General features: G+C 30.7%; 22 protein-coding genes and 6 tRNA genes. 15 read left to right on the forward strand and 13 right to left on the reverse strand.

Annotation, left to right across the window (positions count from 1 at the left end; all coding sequences use genetic code 11):
- Positions 1–28: 28 nt before the first annotated feature.
- Positions 29–913: a TIGR01777 family oxidoreductase gene (locus BM072_RS03035; RefSeq protein ID WP_245752037.1), complete on the forward strand. Its 885-nt coding sequence runs from the start codon at positions 29–31 to the stop codon at positions 911–913.
- A 90-nt stretch (positions 914–1,003) separates the two neighbouring features.
- The gene (locus tag BM072_RS03040; RefSeq protein ID WP_092906420.1) at positions 1,004–2,869 is read left to right on the forward strand and encodes a DUF3857 domain-containing protein; all 1,866 of its coding nucleotides are present in this window, start codon (positions 1,004–1,006) and stop codon (positions 2,867–2,869) included.
- Between the two features lie 54 nt (positions 2,870–2,923).
- Here BM072_RS03040 and BM072_RS03045 read toward each other — a convergent pair whose 3' ends face one another.
- The 3 genes from BM072_RS03045 to BM072_RS03055 are packed head-to-tail and all read right to left on the reverse strand — an operon-like array spanning position 2,924 to position 6,154.
- Complete coding sequence (locus tag BM072_RS03045; RefSeq protein WP_092906422.1) at positions 2,924–3,907, reverse strand: acyl transferase; 984 nt, start codon at positions 3,905–3,907, stop codon at positions 2,924–2,926.
- Positions 3,908–3,951: 44 nt separating this feature from the next.
- Entirely contained in the window at positions 3,952–4,470 is a 519-nt protein-coding gene (locus tag BM072_RS03050; RefSeq protein WP_092906424.1) for a DUF6584 family protein, read from the reverse strand.
- Between the two features lie 37 nt (positions 4,471–4,507).
- Positions 4,508–6,154 carry a Na/Pi cotransporter family protein gene (locus tag BM072_RS03055; protein WP_092906426.1) on the reverse strand — a complete coding sequence of 549 codons (1,647 nt, stop codon included), beginning with the start codon at positions 6,152–6,154 and terminating at the stop codon, positions 4,508–4,510.
- A gap of 277 nt (positions 6,155–6,431) precedes the next feature.
- Here BM072_RS03055 and BM072_RS03060 point away from each other — a divergent pair.
- From BM072_RS03060 to BM072_RS03080, 5 genes are all read left to right on the forward strand, one after another.
- Positions 6,432–6,505 (forward strand) — tRNA-Thr (locus BM072_RS03060).
- An 18-nt stretch (positions 6,506–6,523) separates the two neighbouring features.
- A tRNA-Tyr gene (locus tag BM072_RS03065) sits at positions 6,524–6,605 on the forward strand.
- A gap of 6 nt (positions 6,606–6,611) precedes the next feature.
- Positions 6,612–6,685 (forward strand) — tRNA-Thr (locus tag BM072_RS03070).
- 36 nt (positions 6,686–6,721) lie between these two features.
- A tRNA-Thr gene (locus tag BM072_RS03075) sits at positions 6,722–6,795 on the forward strand.
- Between the two features lie 30 nt (positions 6,796–6,825).
- Positions 6,826–6,907 (forward strand) — tRNA-Tyr (locus BM072_RS03080).
- A gap of 107 nt (positions 6,908–7,014) precedes the next feature.
- On the opposite strand, the gene BM072_RS03085 is transcribed toward BM072_RS03080, so the two are convergent.
- Positions 7,015–7,773, reverse strand: coding sequence for a 5'-methylthioadenosine/adenosylhomocysteine nucleosidase (locus tag BM072_RS03085; protein WP_092906428.1), 759 nt, complete (start codon positions 7,771–7,773; stop codon positions 7,015–7,017).
- A 219-nt stretch (positions 7,774–7,992) separates the two neighbouring features.
- Here BM072_RS03085 and BM072_RS03090 point away from each other — a divergent pair, with 219 nt between their 5' ends.
- Positions 7,993–8,649: a YceI family protein gene (locus tag BM072_RS03090; protein ID WP_092906430.1), complete on the forward strand. Its 657-nt coding sequence runs from the start codon at positions 7,993–7,995 to the stop codon at positions 8,647–8,649.
- A 71-nt stretch (positions 8,650–8,720) separates the two neighbouring features.
- Here BM072_RS03090 and BM072_RS03095 read toward each other — a convergent pair whose 3' ends face one another.
- The 4 genes from BM072_RS03095 to BM072_RS03110 all read right to left on the reverse strand — a co-directional run bounded on the left by BM072_RS03095 (position 8,721) and on the right by BM072_RS03110 (position 12,840).
- Complete coding sequence (locus BM072_RS03095) at positions 8,721–10,073, reverse strand: UDP-N-acetylmuramate--L-alanine ligase (protein WP_092906432.1); 1,353 nt, start codon at positions 10,071–10,073, stop codon at positions 8,721–8,723.
- 18 nt (positions 10,074–10,091) lie between these two features.
- The gene (locus BM072_RS03100) at positions 10,092–10,982 is read right to left on the reverse strand and encodes a lysophospholipid acyltransferase family protein (protein ID WP_092906434.1); all 891 of its coding nucleotides are present in this window, start codon (positions 10,980–10,982) and stop codon (positions 10,092–10,094) included.
- Between the two features lie 18 nt (positions 10,983–11,000).
- Positions 11,001–11,645: an NUDIX hydrolase gene (locus BM072_RS03105; protein ID WP_092906436.1), complete on the reverse strand. Its 645-nt coding sequence runs from the start codon at positions 11,643–11,645 to the stop codon at positions 11,001–11,003.
- An 88-nt stretch (positions 11,646–11,733) separates the two neighbouring features.
- Positions 11,734–12,840, reverse strand: coding sequence for a hypothetical protein (locus tag BM072_RS03110; protein WP_092906438.1), 1,107 nt, complete (start codon positions 12,838–12,840; stop codon positions 11,734–11,736).
- Between the two features lie 195 nt (positions 12,841–13,035).
- Here BM072_RS03110 and BM072_RS03115 point away from each other — a divergent pair, with 195 nt between their 5' ends.
- From BM072_RS03115 to BM072_RS03145, 7 genes are all read left to right on the forward strand, one after another.
- Complete coding sequence (locus BM072_RS03115) at positions 13,036–15,144, forward strand: M3 family metallopeptidase (protein WP_092906440.1); 2,109 nt, start codon at positions 13,036–13,038, stop codon at positions 15,142–15,144.
- Between the two features lie 106 nt (positions 15,145–15,250).
- On the forward strand, positions 15,251–15,985 hold the full coding sequence (locus BM072_RS03120) for a YebC/PmpR family DNA-binding transcriptional regulator (protein WP_092906442.1): 735 nt from the start codon (positions 15,251–15,253) through the stop codon (positions 15,983–15,985).
- A gap of 82 nt (positions 15,986–16,067) precedes the next feature.
- Positions 16,068–16,475, forward strand: a complete 408-nt coding sequence (locus BM072_RS03125; RefSeq protein ID WP_092906444.1) for a hypothetical protein — start codon at positions 16,068–16,070, stop codon at positions 16,473–16,475.
- Between the two features lie 130 nt (positions 16,476–16,605).
- Positions 16,606–16,690, forward strand: a tRNA-Ser gene (locus BM072_RS03130).
- 304 nt (positions 16,691–16,994) lie between these two features.
- Complete coding sequence (locus BM072_RS03135) at positions 16,995–18,128, forward strand: DEAD/DEAH box helicase (protein ID WP_092906481.1); 1,134 nt, start codon at positions 16,995–16,997, stop codon at positions 18,126–18,128.
- Positions 18,129–18,146: 18 nt separating this feature from the next.
- Positions 18,147–18,575 carry a cold shock domain-containing protein gene (locus tag BM072_RS03140; RefSeq protein ID WP_092906446.1) on the forward strand — a complete coding sequence of 143 codons (429 nt, stop codon included), beginning with the start codon at positions 18,147–18,149 and terminating at the stop codon, positions 18,573–18,575.
- 18 nt (positions 18,576–18,593) lie between these two features.
- Entirely contained in the window at positions 18,594–18,782 is a 189-nt protein-coding gene (locus BM072_RS03145) for a cold-shock protein (RefSeq protein ID WP_092906448.1), read from the forward strand.
- A 57-nt stretch (positions 18,783–18,839) separates the two neighbouring features.
- Here BM072_RS03145 and BM072_RS03150 read toward each other — a convergent pair whose 3' ends face one another.
- From BM072_RS03150 to BM072_RS03170, 5 genes are all read right to left on the reverse strand, one after another.
- Positions 18,840–19,043: a (4Fe-4S)-binding protein gene (locus BM072_RS03150; RefSeq protein ID WP_092906483.1), complete on the reverse strand. Its 204-nt coding sequence runs from the start codon at positions 19,041–19,043 to the stop codon at positions 18,840–18,842.
- 37 nt (positions 19,044–19,080) lie between these two features.
- On the reverse strand, positions 19,081–20,346 hold the full coding sequence (locus tag BM072_RS03155; RefSeq protein ID WP_177190247.1) for a sensor histidine kinase: 1,266 nt from the start codon (positions 20,344–20,346) through the stop codon (positions 19,081–19,083).
- 115 nt (positions 20,347–20,461) lie between these two features.
- Positions 20,462–21,145 carry a response regulator transcription factor gene (locus BM072_RS03160; RefSeq protein WP_092906452.1) on the reverse strand — a complete coding sequence of 228 codons (684 nt, stop codon included), beginning with the start codon at positions 21,143–21,145 and terminating at the stop codon, positions 20,462–20,464.
- Between the two features lie 6 nt (positions 21,146–21,151).
- Entirely contained in the window at positions 21,152–22,039 is an 888-nt protein-coding gene (locus BM072_RS03165; protein WP_092906454.1) for a diacylglycerol/lipid kinase family protein, read from the reverse strand.
- Positions 22,029–23,411 carry an LTA synthase family protein gene (locus BM072_RS03170; RefSeq protein WP_245752038.1) on the reverse strand — a complete coding sequence of 461 codons (1,383 nt, stop codon included), beginning with the start codon at positions 23,409–23,411 and terminating at the stop codon, positions 22,029–22,031. The genes BM072_RS03165 and BM072_RS03170 overlap by 11 nt, the downstream gene beginning before the upstream one ends.
- Positions 23,412–23,503 lie beyond the last annotated feature (92 nt).

Consider the following 23,503-nt stretch of genomic DNA (forward strand, 5'->3'; position numbering starts at 1 on the left):
AATGAGCTAAATTAGAGAAAAAATAATTATGAATATTCTTCTAACTGGAGGAAGTGGCTTAATTGGCTCAGAATTAATAGAAAAATTGATTGACAACGGTCATCAAGTTCGTATTTTAACACGAGAAAAAAATGTTGAACATCCTTTTTATCATTGGAATAAAAATAAAATTGATGAAAAAGCATTTGAAGATTTAGATGGAATTATTCATTTGGCTGGTGCTGCAATTGCGAAAAGATGGACAGAATCTTATAAAAAAGAAATTTTAGAAAGTCGTGTAAATACGGCAAATCTATTGTATAAATACGCAGAAAAATACGTTCCAAATCTTAAGTTTTTTATTTCTGCTTCAGGTTCAGGATATTATGGTCAAATTACTTCTGAGCATATTTTTGAAGAAAATGATAAAGCAGGAACAGATTTTATAGGACAAGTTTGTGTGGATTGGGAAAATGCAGCATACCAATTTCATAAGTTAGGAAGTCGTGTAATTTGTTTGCGAACATCTTTGGTTTTAGCTAAAAATGGAGAAGGTTTTAAGTTGTTAAAAAAGCCAATTCAATTTGGTGTTGGCGCAAATCTTGGAGATGGTAAACAATGGATGCCTTGGATACATATTGATGATTTGGTGCAAATGTATTGCGATGCTGCGACAAATAATCAATGGAATGGAAGTTATAATGCTTCGTCTCCAGAAATGATTAATCATGCTACTTTCAATAAAACATTGGCTAAAAAGATGAATAAACCTTTTTTTCTGCCAAATATTCCTTCATTTATCATGAAAATTGCTTTGGGTGAAATGAGTGATTTGGTTTTGAAAGGTTCTAGAATTAGTCCAGCTAAAATAGAAAAACAAGGTTTTCGATTTAAATATCCGGCATTAGAAAAAGCTTTAAAAGAGTTATTGTAATTGTTGATGTAAAATATAATAAAGAAGAAGCCGATGTTTGTTGTTATCTATTGTTGTATTTACTAATTTTGCAATATTATTAAAAATAAAATGAAATTTAAACTTACTCTACTTTTGGTTTTGACTACTTTTTTAAGTTTTGGTCAAATCAAAGATTTTAAATTCGGAAAAGTTTCGGAACAAGAAATTAATTTGAAAGAAGTTTCTTTTGAGAAAGACGCAAATGCGGTTATTTTGTCCGAAGAAGGAAAAATAGATTTAACGCCTTCTAATTATTATTTGACAGTTAAAAGACGAATTAAAATTTTGACTGAAAAAGGAATTAATGAGGCAAATATTGAGTTAGATTATTACAGTAAAAGTAAAAACGAAAGTGTTTCGAATATAAAAGCCAATACAATAAATATTGAAAATGGTCAGCCAGTAATTAGCTCTATTACTGATAAAGATGTTTTTGATGTACAAATAAATGAGTTGTATTCGTCAAAACGTTTTGCTTTGCCTAATGTAAAAATTGGTTCGATTATCGAGTATTCGTACACGAAAAATAGTCAACATAATTTTTCTATTGATGCATGGAATTTTCAGCACGAATTACCAACTTTATTCAGTGAATTTAAGTTGAATAATCAAGCATATAATAATTTTTCTATCATAACAATTGGAGACGATTTAAATACAAAATATAAAGCAAAATCTGCGAGTACAACGACTTGGTTTTTAACTAATATAGAAAGTTTTAATAAATTAAAATATGTTTATAATGCAGAAGATCAGAGTGAACGTATAAAATTACAAGCCGATAATTATCATACAGAAGGAGGAAAGAAAAATACATTAAGTGCTTGGAAAAGTTTGATATTAGATTTAAATAATGAATATGAGACTTATAGAAATCCATCTGCAATAAGAGATATTGCGCAAACGATACCCAATGGAAAAGATGATGTTGAGACTTTAAAAAACATTGTTGATTACGTTGATAATAATGTGAAATGGAATAATTTTTACTCTATCATTCCGCGAAAATCAAACAAAACTTTGTTGAAAGAAAAAGTTGGAACAACTGCAGATTTAAATTTATTATTAAACGAATTGCTTATTGCCAAAGGCTTTGATTCGTATATTATTTTATATAGCACGCGCCAACACGGGCAAATAATGTTTGGTTATCCGTTTGTTAATCAATTTAATTCGGTTGTGACGGTTGCAAAGTTAAAAAATGGACAAAGTATTATTTTAGATGCGTCGCAATTAAACAAAGAACAAGTAGAATTTGGACCAATTAATGCGTTTAACTATCATGGTATAGTGATACAAAAAGGTGAGCCTAATTTTGTGAAATTAAATCAAAAAATGTCGACTTACGAATCTGCATCAAGTTATCATTTTACAGATACTAAACTTGTTTTAAATCGTAAAGATAATTTTGACGGATATTTTTACGATAAAGATGCAAAAGATGAAAATACATTAAAAAGATATGTGACAGAAAGTATGGATATACAGTTGGATGTAGAGAATGAAGAGAAAGTTGTCTACGACAAAAACATGTATACAAAAAGTTACAGAGCAGCGAGTAATAATGTTAAATCCCCGTTTTATACAGTAATTAATCCTTTGCGCGAATTTTTGAAACAATATACTTTTGAGGATAAAAATCGTCAACGTAAAATAGAATTTCAGTTTCCATATTTATTTAATATTCAAACCAAAATTAAAATTCCAGAAGGTTACTCAGTTGTAATTGATGATACATTTAAAGCACATCATAAAATAGATTTAGGCTTAGAGTATTATCAAGAAGCAAAAATAAAAGACAATGTTTTAACTTTAATGATTCAATTTATTTTACCAGAAGGTGTTTACGAAGCAGATAAATACACTGTTTTGAAACAATTTTTTGAGAAAATAAAAACAGAATCTACAAAAGAAGTTTTGATCAAGAAAAAATAAAAACAAATAAGCTAAATAGTAAGAAAACCACTTCAATCCGAAGTGGTTTTTCATTTATTCAATAACCAATAAATTACAACCTCTGACGTCCGAATGATCAAAACGTCCCAAGATTTCGAATTGATTATGTGTTATTTTTTTTCCTAAATCATCTGTTGCTATAAAACTAATTGAATTGTAATTTGCCAAATCAATCACATTTACTCCGCCCGTTTTTCCCTCTTCTACATATTTGAAAGGATCTTCGGTTTCGCGAATCAAAATTCGCATCCAATTAGGCGATTTAAACGTCAAATCACCACGCGAATAACCTTGCGAAAGCAATTCTGTCATTCCATATTCAGAGTGGATTTCTTCAGTTCCAAAACCATTTTTTAAAATAGTATGCAATTCTTGGCGCGTAATTTCTTTTTTACGACCTTTCATTCCGCCCGTTTCCATCACAATTGTATGCTCAAGCTGCATTTTATATTCTTCTACAAAATCTAACAAAGCAAACGAAACTCCGATTAGAATAGCTTTTTTACCCGTTTTTTCGTGTGCTACAAGATTTTCGTACAATTCATCATGATTGTACAAATAAAATCCACTTTGATCGCTTCCAGATTTCTCAATCCAATATTCAACCATATCAATCAAAGACGAACCTGTTCGTTCTAAATACGAAGGCAAAAGCGCAAATATTGTATAATCGGAAAGCGGTCCGTAAAATTGTTCAAAACATTTTTCTAAACTATAATGATACAACGCCAAATCGGTAACCAAATGTTTGCTTGTCAACGTACCAGTTGTTCCTGAGCTTGAAAATATTTTTTCGACAGGACGATTACCTGAAATAATTTCAAACTTTTTAAAAAACTGAATTGGTAAAAAAGGAATTTCGTTGGTGTGTTGTATTTTTTTGTAATCAACATTCAAGAAATTTAGAAAGTTTTTATACACTTCATTTTCTTGCGCTTGATAACGGAAAACTTCCAACGCTACGCTTTGAAAATCTTCTTCGGATTGAATAGAAAAAATTTGCTTTGAATCAAACATTTTGCAAAATTACAAAATAGAGTAGAAGGGAACGAATTTTAAGTTTAAAACCATTCAATAATTTTTATGATACCAAGAATTAATAACAGAACAATAAAAATTATAATTATAAGAAATAGATATATAATAAGTCTATCTTTAGACGTCTCTTTATATTCTATAAGGTTTTTTTGATTTTTTTTTTTTTGAAAATTAGGAACTGTTTTCGTTTTTTCTAAACTATTTTTTTCCAGTTCTTTTAAAATAGTTTGTTGATTTATAGATAATTTATTTTTATCTCCACGAAAAACAATGTCTTTTAAAATTTGATTACCAGAATTATTTACTGAATTTTTATAAATTTCAATACATTTTGAAATTTCAGGATTTATGGTTTCGGATAATATCCAAAACTTACCAGCTTCATCATAAAAACCACTTTGATAATATAAATCAGCAAGTTGATTTCTTAAGTTTAATTCATCAGGATACTCATTGATAAGATTTCTTAGACGCAAAGTTGCTTTATATTTTCGTCCTTCTTTAATGTCAAAATCAATTTTAGAAAATAAATCATTTTGCATAACATAATTTTTATGATTAACTCAAACTTACAAATAATTACTGATTTTTTAATTTCACAATTGTTTTATTGGCTTTGTAAAGATGATCGCCTAAGATTTCATAATTCTGAATTAAATCTTTATAAAATAATGCACTTGTAGTTAAAAGTTTCTCTTTTTCGATGGTTTTCATCAAATTAGATTCCGCTTCTTTATAAATTGTATTGATTGATTTTTCGATAAATTCTGCTTGTTTAATCGAAACTTCTTCTTGTGTTTCGTTCAAATTTTGATTTAAAATTCGAGTTGCTTGATCTAAATATTCCTGAAATTCTACCAAATAAGTTCTCATTTTGGGTGTAAAATAACTATTTGTCATACGTCGACGACGATGAATAGAGGAAATTTTAATCGCAATATCGCCAACACTTTCTAAATGATGACAAAGCGTTATCAATTGATGAATGGCCAATGTGTTTTCGTTTGGCAAATCTAAATCGGCAATTTCATTCAAAAATTCATTCACTTCGCGCTCCAATTGATCACCTTCTTTCTCTAATTCTAAAATTCGTTCACGAAAAACCAATATTTTCTCTTCGTCACTTTCCGTAATCATTCGTCCAAGCGTATAAATTGTTTGCTTGGTTGTAGTTGCTAATTTGATTAATTTTTTATTGGCTTCGTTTTTATATAGGTCTGAATTTGTACCAAAAGGAATTGCAAAAAATTCGACTCTTTTTTCTGTATTATTAAACGAAAAATATTTTTTCTGACAATAAAAAGCCAAACGATTTACAACTGGTGTAAAAAGAAGAACACCAACAAGATTTGTAATCGTATCAAACGTAATAAGTTGTACGGCAAGATTTGTAGAAATATAATCTCCAATAAAAGTGAGTAATAATTTACCTAAAAACAAGAAAATTAAGGCAACTATTACATTAAAAAATGTATGAAATGCAGCAACAACTTTGGTGTATTTATCGCCAATTGCGGCAACTAAATGCGCGGTAAAAGTTGTTCCGATATTTGCACCTAAAACAATCATTGCAGCCAATTCTATCGGTAAACCTTTGCTTGCTAATAAGATTGAAATTGTGATGGATGCAGATGAAAAATGAACTAAAACAGTTAATAATATACCAAAAACAATAAAAAGTAAATTGGTTAATAAACCGTAATTAGAAAGGTGTTGAAAAAATTCTTGTAATTTTTGATGACTCTCAATTGATGGTAAAAAGTTTTTTAGAAAATATAAAGCTAAAAACAACAACGAAAGCGAAAATAATATTCCACCAATTTTTCGTTGATTTCGTTTTTTAGACAGATAAAACGGAAAAGCAACTAAAATAAGTGGTAACGCAATTTGTACCAAATCAAACTGCATTCCGAGATATACCAACCATAAAGTAAGCGTTGTCCCAATGTTTGCGCCCAATATTAATCCAAATGCTTTACGTAGATTAATCAATCCTGCATTCACAAAACCTAATATAAATACGCTGGCTGCCGAAGACGATTGTATGGCAGTTGTAAAAATGGTACCCGTAACAATTGTAGAAAAATTGTTTTTGGTTAATTTATTTAAAGTGCGTTTAAAATTAGATCCAGATAATGCTTGTAAATTTTCGCTTAATAATTTTATTGCAAAAATAAACAAAGCGATTGCTCCGAAAAGTTGTAATATTAGGATTAAAAGATGCATTTATTAATTATTGAGCACAAAAATAGGGACTCTTATGTAAATAGAATATTATCTTTTTAGGTTTTATTGAAAAAAACTTAAAAACTTTTTCTAAATCTAAAATTCTGATTTTCAAAATCGAAGTAACAAAAAGTGAAAAACTTCTACTTTTTTTTTGAAAAACATTTGCGAGTTTCGAAAAACTGCCCTAATATTGCACCACGAAAAAGGAACAATTGCCTTTAATGGTTTTTAAAGTTCTTGTTTTCAATTTGACATTTCAAAAAAGAAAATTTTTGCCGATGTAGCTCAGTTGGCCAGAGCAGCTGATTTGTAATCAGCAGGTCGTGGGTTCGAATCCCTCCATCGGCTCAGCAAAAATATAAGGTTGGGGAGATACTCAAGCGGCCAACGAGGACGGACTGTAAATCCGTTGGTTTCACCTTCGCAGGTTCGAATCCTGCTCTCCCCACAAATTGCCGATGTAGCTCAGTTGGCCAGAGCAGCTGATTTGTAATCAGCAGGTCGTGGGTTCGAATCCCTCCATCGGCTCGAAAGTTTATATTTACTTTAAAAAAATAAAAAATTGCCGATGTAGCTCAGTTGGCCAGAGCAGCTGATTTGTAATCAGCAGGTCGTGGGTTCGAATCCCTCCATCGGCTCGTTCTTTTTTGAAAAAACTTTATAAGGTTGGGGAGATACTCAAGCGGCCAACGAGGACGGACTGTAAATCCGTTGGTTTCACCTTCGCAGGTTCGAATCCTGCTCTCCCCACAAATAAATCATTATTTTTTTTAGTTTTAAAATGTAGTTCAATTAAATATTGAATGAATTTTTAATTTATGTGATACATCAAAAAAAAGCCCTTTTTTAAGGACTTTTTACTTGATGATATTTTTAATGATTTCTATCGAATATACATTTGATATTTTCTCGATAAAACTCTGAAAATCTATTGTAGAATGATCATCTGCTTGATCAGAAATAGTTCGGATTATGATAAAAGGAATTCCAAATTCGTAACAAACTTGTGCTACTGCAGCGCCTTCCATTTCGACACATAAAACATTTTTTATATTAGCTTGTAGTTTTTCTTTTTGAGTATTTGTAGAGAAAAATAAATCTCCAGAACCAATTAAACCAACATGTAATTGTGGTTGATGTATGTTAAACTTATTTAAATCTTTATCCGATATTACTTGGTGTAAATGTTGTTGCTCTAAGAGCTCTAAAATTGCCGTTTTAGCTAATTCTAATTTATCAGTATCGGCATCAAAATAAGCTTTACCCAAAAGAGGTATTTCGTATGCAGGAAACAAAGGTTGCGCGTTCATATCATGTTGTATTAAACTTTGACCTAATACAATATCGCCTATTTTTAGAGAAGAATCTATTCCGCCCGCAACACCCGTAAAAATTAATTCGGTAATTTTAAATTCTAAAATTAAAGTAGAAACAGTAGTTGCGGCTGCAACTTTACCAATGCGAGAGTAAACAACAACAACGTTTTGATTGTTTAAAAGGCCTGTATAATACGTTCTTTTTCCAATCCTATGTTCTTGTTTATCGGTTAATAAGCTAACTACTCCGTTTATTTCTTCGGGAATAGCGCCCATTATACCTATAATTTTATTGCTCATTATTTTTTATTTGAGGACGAAGTTAACCAATTATTTTCTGTATTTATAGACGGAGCAATAAATCTCATATACTAAAATAAAAGGTAAACAAATGATAATCAAACAAGTGTTTAGCAGATTCTTAATCATTTAACAAATGTATAAAATTTTTCGAATATGTTAAGAATCAATTGTGTAATCGATTTTGCATGTTGTACTTTTGCTGGATAAAAGTTTGAAATGAAAAAATTGAATATGGCACTTGCAATTTGCGTTGCAATGTCTATGTACAGTTGTACAAATAAAACAGAAGAAAAAGTAGAAACGACAGAGGTAAAAGAGGTTTCTACAACAACAGAAGAAGCAACTGAGATTGTGGAAGGTGTAATTCGTAAATCATCTGTAGAATGGACAGCTTACAAAACGACAGAAAAAGTTGGTGTAACAGGACATTTTGATGTTGTTTTGGTAAAAGATGCCAAAGAAGATGGTAAAACGCCGCAAGAAGTTTTAGAAGGCGCAAATATTATTGCAATTGTACCGTCGTTAAATTCGGATCAAATTGATAGAGATCAAAAATTGAAAGATATTTTGTTCGGAAATATGATTGATACAAAAGAAATAAAAGGTCAATTACATTTTCGTGACGGTAAAACATATTTAAATTTAACTTTAAACAAAGCGTCAAAAGAGTACGAAGTAAAATCTACTTTTGAGAACAATGTTTTTACGATTGATGGAACAATAGATTTGTTAGATTTTAATGCATCTAAAGCTTTAGAAGCGTTAAATCAGGCGTGTTTAGAATTGCATAAAGGTGCTGATGGAGTTTCGAAAACATGGAGCGAAGTTCATATAAAAGGACAAGTAGAATTTAGCGAAGGTTTCGGTAAATAATTAAATATACTTCTATAAATAACAAAAAAATCACCTCATTTGAGGTGATTTTTTTATTTGATATTATAATTTTAAGCTTTAAATAAATCATTCAAATGAACTCCACCGAAGTTACCCGAACTCATCATCAAAAATATTTTATCTTTTTTATCTAAACTTTCAATATACGTTTTTAACTCTTCACCATTAGTAAAAACTAAAATTGTATCATCTCCAAAAGCTTTTTTAATATCCTCTGGCGAAATCATTTCCATGCGTTTTATTTCTAACGCTTCTGGGCTGTACATCACAATTTTAATGTCCGCTTTGTCTAACGCTCCTTTATACTGAACTAAAAACTCAGGATTTAAAGAAGAATACGTGTGTATTTCTAAACATCCAACAACCGTTTTGTCTTGGTATTGCTCTTTTACCGCATTGGTTACCGAAGTTACTTTGCTTGGCGCATGTGCAAAATCTTTATACGCAACAAAATCAGTAGTACGATTAATTAATTCTAAACGCTTAGAAGCACCTTTGAATGATTGAATTGCTTCATTAAAATCATCATCCATTACACCTAATTGTTTGCAAATAGCGCGCGCACCTTCTAAATTCATCAAATTATGATTTCCAAAAACTTCTAACGGAATTGGACCATTTTCTGTTTCGATAAATGTAATTCCGTTATCAATAAAATGTGCTGGTAAATGATATGGAAATTTCTTGATTGCTTTTTCAGTTTCTTCTACAACTTTTACAACCTCTTCGTCGGTTTCATTAAAAATTAATGCGCCACCATCTACAATAGATTCTACAAATTTTGAGAACTGAGAAGTGTAATCTGCAAATGTTGGAAAAACATTGATGTGATCCCACGCAATACCAGAAATCAAGGCAATATTTGGCTGATACAATAAAAATTTAGAACGACGATCTAAGGCAGATGATAAATATTCGTCACCTTCCATAATCATAAATTCGTTGTCGTCCGTTAATTTTACCATTACATCAAAACCGTCTAATTGCGCACCAACCATATAATCAACGTCAATATTGTGATAATGTAAAACATGTAAAATCATCGATGTAATCGTCGTTTTTCCATGAGAACCACCAATTACAATACGCGTTTTATCTTTTGATTGCTCGTATAAATATTCTGGATAAGAATAGATTTTTAAACCTAATTCTTGCGCTTTTAGCATTTCAGGATTATCCGCATGCGCGTGCATTCCTAAAATAACAGCATCCAAATCTGTCGTAATTTTTTCTGGAAACCAACCCATTTCTTCAGGTAAAATTCCACGTTGATCTAAACGTGTTTTAGAAGGTTCGAAAATTGCATCATCAGAACCTGTTACTTGGTATCCTTTTTCGTGTAAAGCGATGGCTAAATTGTGCATTGCACTACCACCGATAGCTATAAAATGAACTTTTTTCATTTTGAATTGTATACTATTTTAGTCTTTTTTATTGTTTTCGTCGTATCCCATTTCATCGAAATCGTCAAACTCTTCGTCATCATCGTCTTCGTTTAAATAATCATCCAAAGATTTTTGTTTGTTTTCTTCTAAAATCTCATTAATTGGACGAACTTTATTAAACTCTGGCGCTTGCTCAATTGCATTCATTATTTTCTGCATGATTGCATCGCTCGAATCATTTTCGTAATCAATTTCTAAGGGTTCTTTAAATGTCAAAGTTGCATTAATTCCACGTTTTTTGATACGTAAACCTTTTTTGTCAAATGCTCTACGAAAACCATCAATTACAACGGGAATTACAATTGGTTTATTTTTCTTGATTAAATGCGCCGTTCCTCTACGCCCTGGTGCAAAAGCAGTTGTAGTTCCTTGCGGAAATGTAACAACCCAGCCGCTTTGTAAAGCCAAATCAATATTATTTAACTCGTTTAAATCTACTTTTCTAGTTACATTTTCGCCTTTTGCGCGCCATGTTCTTTTTACAGTAACTGCACCAGTGTAGGCAAAAAGTTTTGTCAAAATATTGTCTTTCATTGTTTCCTCTGCGGCAACATAATAAAAATCAATTTTTGGATTTAAAAGATAAATAGGATTTTTGATGGTATCAATAAAACCATTTTTTACGCTACAAAAAACGTGATACATTGCAAAAACATCAGCAAAATAAGTTTGATGATTTGATACAAATAAAACGTTTTGTTCTGGTAAATGAACCAATTTTTGTGTTCCGGTAACTTTTAATTTATTAAAACCATTATAACGGTTATAAGTAAATGAACCTAATAAGAAAATTAAAGTTCTTTTTAGGAAATATAAATGTCCGAACGAATCGCGAAAGGCGTTCTTTTTCTTTGCTTTTTGAGACACGAGATCTTTTTATTTAAGTTACAAATTTAATACGATTTTCAAATAATCTTTGAATTCTTCCAAAATCATTGCAGTTGCACCCCAAAGATATTCTTCATCGCCGATATTATATCCTGGAATTTCGACCATTTGACCAGAAAATTCTCGTTCAAATACTTCGTGATCAGCATTTAGAAAAGCTTCTAAATCTAATGGAACAATGTATTGTACTTCGCGTTCTTCGGGTGTAAAATTTGGTACGCCCGTATAAATTCCGATATATGGATAAACTAAAAAGTTGCTTGGCGGAATATAAATTTCGCTTAATTGACGAACAATTTCGATGTTTTCATACTCAACTCCAAGTTCTTCTACCGTTTCTCTAATTGCAGTTTCGTCAAAACTAATGTCTAATTCTTCGAATTGTCCGCCTGGTAAAGAAAATTGATGCGAATGTGCGCCTTCGTACGAAACACGCATGGTTACAGGAAATTCTACATCTCCTGATTCGTTTTGATACAATAATATCATAACCGAAGCTGATCTCGGATTTGTACGTTTTATAAATTCGAGGTCGTATTTTTCTCTATATGGTGGCGAAAGTTTTTGATGAGAATCCCAACCAGGAAGTCCTTCAACGCTTTCTGCCAACAGATATTTTATTTCTTCTAAATCTAAATACAAGTTTTAATAATTTTTTTGGTAATAAAAAAAGAGTGAAAAATTCACCCTTTCAAAGTTAAATATTTTAAATTAAGATAAAGTCACCTTTTTAGTTGCTTTTCTTCTTTTTTAACACAATTATAATAATTAAGCCAATTATTGCAATAAAACCAGCTATAATGTATGTATAAGGAAGTTTTGAATCCGTATTTTTTTCAACATGCTTGATTTTTTTGACATATTCTACGGCTTCGTTTACAGATTGATTTCGTTTAAGATTCAAGCTGTCTTTGTATGTCAAATAAAGTGTATTATATTCTAATCCTTTTGCTAGATTTCCGTCATTTTTATAGGCATCAGCCAAAACTTTATAACTTTCGGCAGTCAAAAATTTATGCTCACTTTTTATTAAAGTAGGAATTGATTTGTTTAATAACTCAATTGCTTTCTTATTTTCCTTTTTGTCGACAAAATAAGCTGCAATATTTGCATCTAAATCTGCATTTCCGCGCTCGTCAGAATTATCTTTAAACTTTGTTGCTTTTTCAAAATAGACAAAAGAAGAATCGGTGTTGATATCTTTATAATTGCGTCCAATATTGTTGTAAAGCGATAAATAATTCTCGTTTTTGTGATGAATATTACTAAAATCGTATTGATTGATTTCTTTTAGAGCTTTAAAATAAACTTGTAAAATTGCTTTTGGCTTTTCGTTTTGTCTTCTCAATAAAGAAGCTTCGCGGTATAGTTTTTTATAAGTCAAAAAGTGTTTTTCTTTTCCAGAATATTGATTAATCATCGAATCAATATCACTTAAAAGACTATTTGCTTCGTCAAAAAAACCAATGTAAACATACGCCCAAGAAAGCAATTCGCTCGATAAAATGGTATATTCTAAATTATTTTCTAACGTTGCGAATTCTTTTGCTTTTGTAGCGTATTTTATGGTTTGCAGATAATTTTCTTGCTTTTTAAAAATTGAAGCTAATAAATAATTAGCCTTCGAAATTTGTAAATTATTGTTGTTTTGATTCCCAATATTTTCAAGATTAAGTGCTTGATCAAAAGCATTTTTAAACTTTTCGTCATCAACCAATTTCGCAGTTTGCTGATAAAGTTTGTCAAAATTTTGATTAGATTGAGCATAACTTACCGTAAAAAGGGCAAGAAATAGAATAAAAAAGATAGTATTTTTTAGTCTAACTAACAAATTCATAAGTTTTTAAAAGTTTAGGTAATGCCTGCGAATTTAAGTAAACTTTGTATAATTATTTGGTAGTTTTTGAAAAAGATTACGTTCAGAATAGTTGAGCAAGATATTTTACTCATCCTTAGTTGTTTAAATGTATATAATTTATAATTTGTAACTTCAGATTAATATTTTAACTTCGTTAGGTTAAAAAAATAAATAATGTTCAACAAAAAACTTTTTTACGGAATGATGGTAGGTTCTTCTATATTAGCCACTTCTTGTAGCGAAAAGTCAACAAATAATTTATGGAACGATACAAATCCGTTTTATAAAGAAAGTCAATTACCTTATCATACAGCAGATTTTTCTAAAATCAAAAATGAAGATTTTAAACCTGCATTGTTAGAAGGAATGGCGGAACAGTTGATTGAAATCAATAAAATTGCAAATAATTCTGCAACTCCAACTTTTGAAAATACATTAGTAGAAATGGAGAAATCTGGTCAATTATTAACGCGTGTTCAACATGTTTTTGGTTTATTGACGGGTGCAAATACAAACGAAACTTTGCAACAAGTGGAGGAGGAGTTAGCGCCTAAATTTGCGGCACACAGCGATGCAATTTATTTGAATCAGAAATTATTTGATCGTGTAAAAGCTTTATACACGAAGAAAAATGAATTGAATTTAGATAAAGAATCAGCACGATTATTAGATGTTTATTACCAACGTTTTGAATTGGCTGGAGCAAATTTAAATGATACACAAAAAGATAAATTAAAAGAATTGAATGGAGATATAGCTTCTTTAGAAACTAAATTTTCAAATCAATTATTAAAAGGTACAAAAGCTGGTGGAGTAAGTTTTACAAAAACTGAATTAGCTGGTTTGAGTGATTCTGATTTAGAAGCTTTTAAACAAGCGGATGGTACATATTTAATTTCTTTATTGAATACAACACAACAGCCCGAATTACAAAATATGACGAATCCGGCATCTCGTAAAAAATTATTTGATGCAGCTTGGATTAGAAATGAGAAAAATGATGAAAATGATACGCGTGCAACAATTTTAACGTTGGTTAAAAAACGTGTAGAAAAAGCAACATTATTAGGGTATAAAAATTATGCAGAATGGAATTTGCAAGATCAAATGGCAAAAACACCAACTGCAGCAAAAGGAATTTTAAATCAAATGATTCCTGCAGCAACAGCAATGGCACAAAAAGATGCAAAAGATTTTGAAGCTTTAGCGAAGAAAGAAAATGCATCAAACACATTAACTGCTGCGGATTGGAATTATTATGCAGAAAAAGTGCGTAAAGAAAAATATGATATCGACGAAAATGAAATGAAACAATATTTTGTTTTAGATTCTGTTGTTGAGAATGGTGTTTTTGATATGGCCACTAAATTATACGGAATTACATTTAAGAAAAGAACGGATATTCCGGTTTGGCACGAAGATGTAAAAGTGTATGAATTGTTTAACGAAGACGGTTCTACATTAGGATTATTTTATACAGATTATTACAAAAGAGACAGTAAACAAGGTGGTGCTTGGATGAGTAATCTTGTAGAGCAATCGCATTTATTTGGTACAAAACCAGTTATTTATAATGTTGGTAATTATACAAAACCAGCAAATGGTCAGCCAGCGTTGATTTCTTTTGACGATGTAATTACTACATTTCACGAATTTGGTCACGCTTTACACGGATTTTTTGCAAATCAAAAATATCCAACTTTATCAGGAACAAATGTTTCGAGAGATTTTGTAGAATTTCCATCTCAATTTCATGAGCATTTTGCAACAGAACCATCTGTTCTTAAAAATTATGCAAAACATTACAAAACTGGAGAAACTATTCCAGATGCATTGGTTGCTAAGATGAAAAAGGCTTCAAATTTTAATAAAGGATATACATTAACAGAGTTACTTTCGGCTGCAGCATTAGATTTGTCTTGGCATACAGTTGATGTAAATAAATCAATAACAAGTGTTGATGAATTTGAGAAACAGGCATTAATTGATAATAAAACTAATTTACCACAAGTTCCGCCTCGTTACCGTTCTACTTATTTTAGCCATATTTTTGGTGGTGGATATGCAGCAGGTTATTTCGCGTACATTTGGGCAGAAATGTTAGATCATGACGCTTACCAATGGACAGTAGAAAATGGAGGAATGACACGCAAAAATGGTCAAATATTACGCGATAAAGTTTTTTCTCAAGGTAATTCGGACGATTTGAATGTGATTTATAAGAATTTTAGAGGAAAAAATCCATCAATCGAACCTATGTTAAAATACCATGGATTGAAATAATTAAACCATTTTTTGACAATAAATAATAAGATACTTAAAATCCAAGGCATTGTTCTTGGATTTTTTTGGTATTATGAATAAATTTGCAACATAAAATTAAGTATCAATGGGAAGAGCTTTTGAATTTAGAAAAGGGCGTAAAATGAAACGTTGGGCTGCAATGTCTAAAGCGTTTACAAGAATTGGGAAAGATATCGTAATGGCTGTTAAAGCTGGCGGACCAGATCCACATTCTAACTCTCAATTACGTGCAGTTATCCAAAATGCTAAAGCTGTCAATATGCCGAAAGACAATATTGAGCGTGCCATCAAAAAAGCATCTGATAAGAATACCGAAAACTATAAAGAAATTATTTTTGAAGGATACGGACCTCACGGAATTGCTGTTTTAGTAGAAACATCAACAAATAATAACAACAGAACTGTAGCTAACGTGCGTTCTTATTTTAGTAAATGTCACGGACAATTGGGTACACAAGGCTCTGTAGAATTTATGTTTGATCATATTTGTAATTTTAAAATTGCAAAACCAGCAAATTTTGATTTAGAAGAATTAGAATTTGAAATGATTGATTATGGCGTAGAAGAAGTTTTTGAAGACGAAGACGGAATCGTATTAATTGCACCTTTCGAAAGCTTCGGAACAATTTATAAATCGTTAGAAGATGCTGGTCACGAAATTATTTCTTCAGAATTTGAGCGTATTCCTCAAACTACAAAAGAATTAACAGAAGAACAAAAAGCAGATATCGAAAAATTGTTAGAAAAATTTGATGAGGATGAAGACGTAAATAATGTTTATCATACCATGAAAGAAGATGACGAAGACGAAGAAGAATAATTTTTTTCTGAAACAATAACTTAAAACCGTTCAATTAATTATTGAACGGTTTTTTTATCTTTAATCCTAAATTGATTTTTAGATGATTAAAATTTTTACAATTCTTGGATTAATATTGCAATTTGTAGCTTTTTGGTTTGCCGCACCCGAAATTTTGGGTGTTGATTGGTTAAAAAAAGCGGAGCGAATAATTAGAGAAGCAATCAATAAAATTCCAAGTTTAATCTCTTTAATCTTAGGAATTGTTATTGGGCTTTTGCTTTATTTTACTAAAAGTTCAATTTTTTGGGTGCTATTAATTACTATAATTGTAGCTATACAATGGAAAAATACAAAACGAATAGAAGCTTATTTGGACAGAAAAATTTCGCAACCTATGATGAATAAATTAATCATTAGTCAAAATTTCAGGTATTTATTATTAAAGCTTGCAGCCATCTTTTTTACAGTAGGTTTTATAATTCAACTCATAATTGTTGTAATTAGTTAAAAATAATAAAAATATTTATTTGATACTGAAACAACTAAGTTTTTAGATTAAAAAAACTTTAAATCGAGATTTGGTAATTAAAAATATCGCTCTATATTTGCAACACAATAACGCAATAGACAGCGTTGTTGGAGAGTTGGCAGAGTGGTCGAATGCGGCAGTCTTGAAAACTGTTGAGGGTCATACCTCCGGGGGTTCGAATCCCTCACTCTCCGCAAATCCTTTATCAGTTTTTGGTAGAGGATTTTTTTATGATTTTAATATTTTATTGATATAACAAATTATTAGTTAATAACATCTCGTTATTTTATTGTATCTTTGCAAAATAATATTTATATTAAATAGAGGCTACTTATATATTTGCTTTTTCTGTAATACTTTAGTTACTCCAGTTTTCGCTTTTGGCTGCCAAATTTTATTATCAAATTTGTATCATTGATAGTTATGATTAATCATATTGATTTTGAAGACTATAATGTACAGCATATTATTTTTAAACAACAGAGTATAAAAAAATTAATGAATTTTACAGATTTAAATATCATACAACCAATATTAAAAGCAATAGACGAAGCCGGATATACTAGTCCAACTGAAATTCAAAGTCAGTCTATTCCTTTAGTTTTAGAAGGAAACGACTTGATAGGTTGCGCACAAACAGGAACAGGTAAAACAGCATCGTTCGCGATTCCAATTTTACAATTACTGCATCAAAAACCAAAACAAGGTAAAATAATCCGTACCTTAGTTTTAACTCCCACAAGAGAATTAGCCGTTCAGATTAACGATAACTTTACGATGTATGGAAAGAATTTACCAATCAAAAATACAGTTATTTTTGGTGGTGTTTCTCAAAATGCACAAGTTAATGCAATCAGAAATGGTGTAGATGTTTTGGTGGCTACTCCTGGTCGTTTATTAGATTTGATGTCGCAAGGAATTATAAAATTAAATCAAATTGAGATTTTAGTTCTTGACGAAGCAGATCGTATGTTGGATATGGGATTTGTAAATGACATTAAAAAAATTCTGAAAAAAGTTCCTGAAGTTAGACAAACATTATTTTTCTCGGCAACAATGCCAAAATCTATTCGTAAATTTGCGAATACGATTTTAAATCACCCAAAAGAAATCAACGTAACACCAGTATCTTCTACGGCAGAAACAATTCAACAATCAGTTTATTTTGTAGAAAAAACTGAAAAAGAATTACTTTTAGTAAAATTATTAAAAGACTCTAATGACAGAACATTGGTATTTACACGTACAAAACATGGTGCAAACAAATTGGTGAAAAAATTAGAGAAATCGAAGATACTTTCGGCTGCAATACACGGTAATAAAACCCAAAATGCACGCCAAAGAGCATTGAATGATTTTAAAGATAATAAAATACAAGTGTTAATTGCAACTGACATTGCTGCAAGAGGCATAGATATTGATATGTTATCTAATGTCATTAATTTTGAGTTGCCAAATGTTCCTGAAACTTATGTACATCGTATTGGTAGAACGGGACGCGCTGGTAAAGAAGGTGTAGCAAGATCTTTTTGTTCGTTAGAAGAAAAGAAAGATTTGAAAAATATTGAAAGACTTATAGGAACAAAGATTAAGGTTGAAAAATTTAATCCTAAATCTACAAGTAAAGCTTAAAAATAAAAAAATAATAATATGGCAGATTCTTATTCAAAGAAAGAAAATATAAAAAAGAGAGAAAAGAAGAGACAAGATAAGTTGATTAAAAAAGAGGACAGAAAAACTAATAACAACAAAGGAAAAACGTTGGAAGACATGATTGCTTATGTTGATATTAATGGAAATTTAACATCAGTTCCTCCACATCTTCAGAATCAAGAAGAGGATTTATTAAGTAGAAAAGAAAATCCAAACGAAGTATTGGATCCAGCTAAACTTTTTAATGGAATTATTAATTCTATGAATGAAAAAGGTTTTGGATTTATTACTGAGGAAAAAACAAATGATAGTATTTTCTTCCACCAAAGTCAATTAAGACAAGAAGTGAAGAAATACGACAAGGTTACGTATAAAAAAGAAGTCTCTGAAAAAGGTTTTAGAGCAATAGATATTAAAAAAGTTTAATAATAAATAATTAATAAAATGCAAGAAGGTACAGTAAAATTTTTCAATGTAACTAAAGGTTTTGGTTTCATTTCAACAGGAAATCAAGAAATTTTTGTTCACGCTTCTGGATTAATTGACGAAATCCAAGAAAATGACAAAGTTACATTTGAAGTAGAACAAGGACAAAAAGGTTCTTACGCTGTTAAAGTAAAAAGAGTTAGATAATAAGCACTTTATATTTTATAAATAAGAAACGCCTAAACTTAGTTTAGGCGTTTTTTGTTATTTTATACTTAATGCGCCCGACGGACATTGATTTACTTGTTTTATAATTTCGTCGCTCATTGCATTTTCTGGTTTTATCCAAGGTCTATTTTTCGGATTATAAACCTTTGGTAATATTTTTACGCAAATACCTGCATGCGCACAAAGTTCTGGTTTCCAAATAATGGTTACATCTCTGTTTGTATACTCGTGTTCGCTCATTTTAAGTTGATTTTTTGGTAGTGTCATGTTAATAAAATTACTTCAATATAAAAGTTAAAACAATTTTTGTGCCTTTTCCTTGTGTGCTTGTAATGTTAATTTTTGCGTTGGTAAGCTGTGCTAATTTGGTAGCAATGTTTAATCCCAAGCCATAACCCGAAACATTTAGCATCGATTCGTCTTGAATTCTAAAATAACGATCTTGCACAAATTTCAAATCATCTTCGCTCATTCCAATTCCATTATCTTCAAAAATTAAATGATACAAATTATTTTCTGTAACCGATGAAATGGTTATTTCTCCTTTTAGATGAACATATTTTATTGAATTTGACAGAATATTATCAATAATTATTTCAATAAATTCTTTATAATTGGATAGACTTTGAGAAGATAATTCAGTTGTATTTACTTCAATTTGTTTTTCATCCAACAAAATCTGAAAACGATCTATTGACGATAAAACTTCATTTTTAATATCAAAATCAGAAGATGTGAGTTGCAAACTATTATTTTCTACACGAGAAAGTAGTAAAAATTGTTCTACTAAATTGTATAATCTGTTGACTTGTTTCAGCGTATAATTTATTTTTTCGTTGTATTCTTCGGTTGTGCGTTCGCGTCGAATCAAAATTTCCAAAGTTCCTTTTATTACCGCTAATGGAGTTCGTAATTCGTGCGAAGCATCAGATGAAAATTGTTTGGCTTTGATAATTTGAAACTCTAATCGATCCAATAAAGAATTTATCGTTGTCGAAAGTTGGTATAATTCGTCTTTATTTTTAGGTAAAATAATTCGTTCCGATAAATTATTTTCAGAAATAGCTTGCGCTGTATGAATAACATTAAAGACAGGTTTTATGGATTTTGCAGCAATAAAACGAGCCAATAAGAAAATAATAATTAGTGAAATCGGGAAAATAAGAAGTAAAGCTTTTTGTAAATAATCCAATGCCAATTGATTGTGTTTTGTAGAAATACCAACAACCAAATAACCAACAACTTCGCCATGATGCACAAGTTTTGCTTGCGAAAGTAACATTTGTATGGAATTATAATTCGCATAAAAAGGCGTCTGTTCCGCTTGATTTTTATTCCATTCTAATTTATTCTGAATGAGATTTGGCGAATTTTCAACTAACTTAAAATTGATGTCATAAATAGCAATAAAAACAGGATTTAAAGACAAATCGGTATGTTCAACTTCTTCCCATTCGCGCGGTTGTACAAAATTTTTTAACGTAGGTTCGTGCAGCACATAATCTACGTGACTGTTAATTTCTTCTTCAAGCGTTTCATACATCGTTTTATTAATTCCAAAATTCACAATAAAGTAAATTAGTCCGAAAATAAGAACTAGAACAATGGAAAAAGTGAAACTATAAAATAAGGCAATTCTGTTTTTAACCGATAAATTTTTAAACATCTTTCGAAATATAACCTACGCCACGAATTGTATGCAAGCGTGGATCGTCTTTTTTTAGATTTAATTTTTTTCTAATTGCATTGATAAAAACATCAATAACACTGGTATCGTATTCAAAATGAATATTCCATACGTTTTCGATAATTTCTTTTCGAGTACAAATTCGGTTTTTATTTTGAAATAAATAATATAAAAGTTGAAATTCTTTTAAAGTTAAATCAATTAGTTGTTCTTCTAAAAAAGTTTGATGCGTTTTCGGATTAATCGAAATATTCCCGAATTTTAAAACTTCATTTTCTTGATTATTACGCAAATACACGTTTATACGCGCAACCAATTCATTAAAATCGAATGGTTTTTTGATGTAATCATTCGCGCCAGCATTCAAACCTTCAATCGTATCTTCAATGGTATCTTTTGCCGTGATAAAAATAATCGGTGTTTTTTGATTCGGATTTTCAGAATTTCGAATGGCTTTGCAAACTTCTAATCCAGAAAGATTTAAAATCATCCAATCCAATAAAATTAAATCAAATTTGTGTTGATTTATCGCCAATAAAGCTTCTTCGCCACTCATGCAATGCGTCAAAATCATGCCTTCTTCTTGCAGACCTTGTATTACAAAATTGGCAATTCCGATTTCATCTTCTACGATTAAAATAGCTGCTTTATTCATTTTTTATTAGTTTGGAACAATAATATTCAGTGCATTAGGAACAATGCTCACTTCAATACTATTTTTTTCAAATATAACAGCTTCTCCGTCAACTTGGGCAACAGTTTTGGGTTCATCTGTTTTGAATTTTACGTTGTTTATTTGTATTACTTTTGCACGATTCATTTTTTCGATACATTTCCCTAAAACACAAGCCGAAAACTGAAGTTGTTGTAAAACATTTAATTTTTTAACGACCAAAAAGTCTAATTTTCCATCATTCAACTTTGCATTTGGCGAAAACGAAATTCCGTAACCTGCTTCGTTAGAATTGGAGCAAAATACAAAATAATATGCATCGTCAAACGCATCATTTTGATCAATTTCAATTTTAAATTTCTTAGGTTTAAATTGAAGCATTGCTTTTGTACTTGCGGTTACGTAACCCAAAAAGTTTCTTTTTTTAGTTTGCGAATAATTATCAATTACTGCAGCATCAATTCCCAATCCCATGTTGCTAAAAAAATAATTTTCGTTAATTTTTCCGACATCAATTTTTGTTTTCGAATGATTTAAGATTCCAGCAATCGCAAGATCAATGTTTTTTGGGATTTTAAGATTCGCTGCTAAACCATTTCCAGAACCAATCGGAATAATGCCCAATGCAATATCAGTTCCGACCAAAGTTTGGGCAACTTCATTTATGGTTCCGTCGCCGCCGCAAGCCACAATAATAGTAGGATTTAACAAGATGGCTTGTTTGGCTAACGTAATGGCATGACCTGCATTTTCTGTCAAAACGGTCGAAAAATCTATGTTTTTATCAGCAAAAACTTGCTGAATCTTCGACTCAACAAGTTTTCCTTGACTTTTTCCTGCAATAGGATTGATGATAAAAATGATTTTATTTTTCATTCAATAATTTGTTGCTGAATAAATAATCTGCCGTTTGATAATTTGAAATAATTGAACGTTCAAATTTTGGATCAATTGGTGCATCTTTCAAATTTAAATCTGTCCATTTGTATTGATTTATTTTCTTTTGATCGGAAAGAATAATGACATCATCACCTTTTTTCATTCCTAATTTAATGTACGTTCCAACAAACGAACGCGATTGATATTGCTGATCGAAAGCATCTTTTCCATAAAACTGCGAAGTATATTTCCAGTTAAATAAAGAGAAAAGAGTAGGGAAGATGTCGATTTGAGCGACTTCTTTTGATACATTTTCATTCGGGCGAGATTTTAAATTATAAATAAATGCCGGAATGTGATGATTTTTTACATCAATTGCGTCTTTACCCGCGCTACTTGCGCAATGATCTGCAATAAAAACAAAAACGGTGTTAGCAAACCAAGGTTTCTTTTTGGCTTGCGCTAAGAAATCTCCAATGGCATAATCGGCGTATTTAACCGCACCAGGACGACCTGTACCCGATGGAATATCAATTTTACCATCTTCGTACGTATAAGGTTTGTGGTTTGAAGTTGTCATTACAAAAGCAAAAAACGGTTGTTTTGTTTTGTATTTTTGATCGGCAACATTCAATACTTTTCTGTAAATATCGTCATCAGCAATTCCCCAAGCATTTTCAAATTTAACTTCGTTATCGTTGATGTTGTATCGGTTTGTATTAATTTTATCACTCAAAATACTTCCACGACCACGATCATAAATATCAAAACCATTTCCGCCAAAAAAAGCATTCATGTTGTCAAAATAACCATCGCCACCATAAAAAAACATGTTTTCGTAACCTTTTGCTTTAAAAACAGTAGAAATCGTATATAAATTTTGATTATCCACACGTTTTACAATACTATTTCCGGGCGTTGGTGGAATTGACAGCGTTACAGCTTCCATACCACGAACGGTACGCGTTCCGTTTGCAAACATATTCGAGAAATAAATACTGTTATTTGCCAAATCATTTAAAGTTGGCGTAATCGGTTTTCCGTTGTATTCCTCTTTCATAAACGAAGAACTCATGCTTTCCATCATCACAAAAATAACATTTGGTTTTTGTTCGGGTTGTGATGGATTTGTTGCCAAAATAGTTCGACGCAATGGATTTTTATATTGTTGATCGAAAACAGTTTTCGAATCTTGCAATTCGATTTTCATTTGCGCAAAAGCTTGTTCTATCGGCAATGATTTGTAATGTTCATCGAATTTTAAATGATTGTTTCGGAATGCAGAAAAGAACGAAAAAATACCCGCTTTAGAAATTTCGTTGTTGTAACGATTTTCTAAAGTTGAGCTAGAATCATTATTTAAAACCAATAGCGTCCTAAACGTTTAAAAAAAGTTCAAAAAAAGAGGGTTGAATTTTGTATCTCAAATTATCTTTGAGTTGCAAAACAAAAACTCACCCT

This window comes from Algoriella xinjiangensis (assembly GCF_900115015.1).
GTDB lineage: Bacteria > Bacteroidota > Bacteroidia > Flavobacteriales > Weeksellaceae > Empedobacter > Empedobacter xinjiangensis.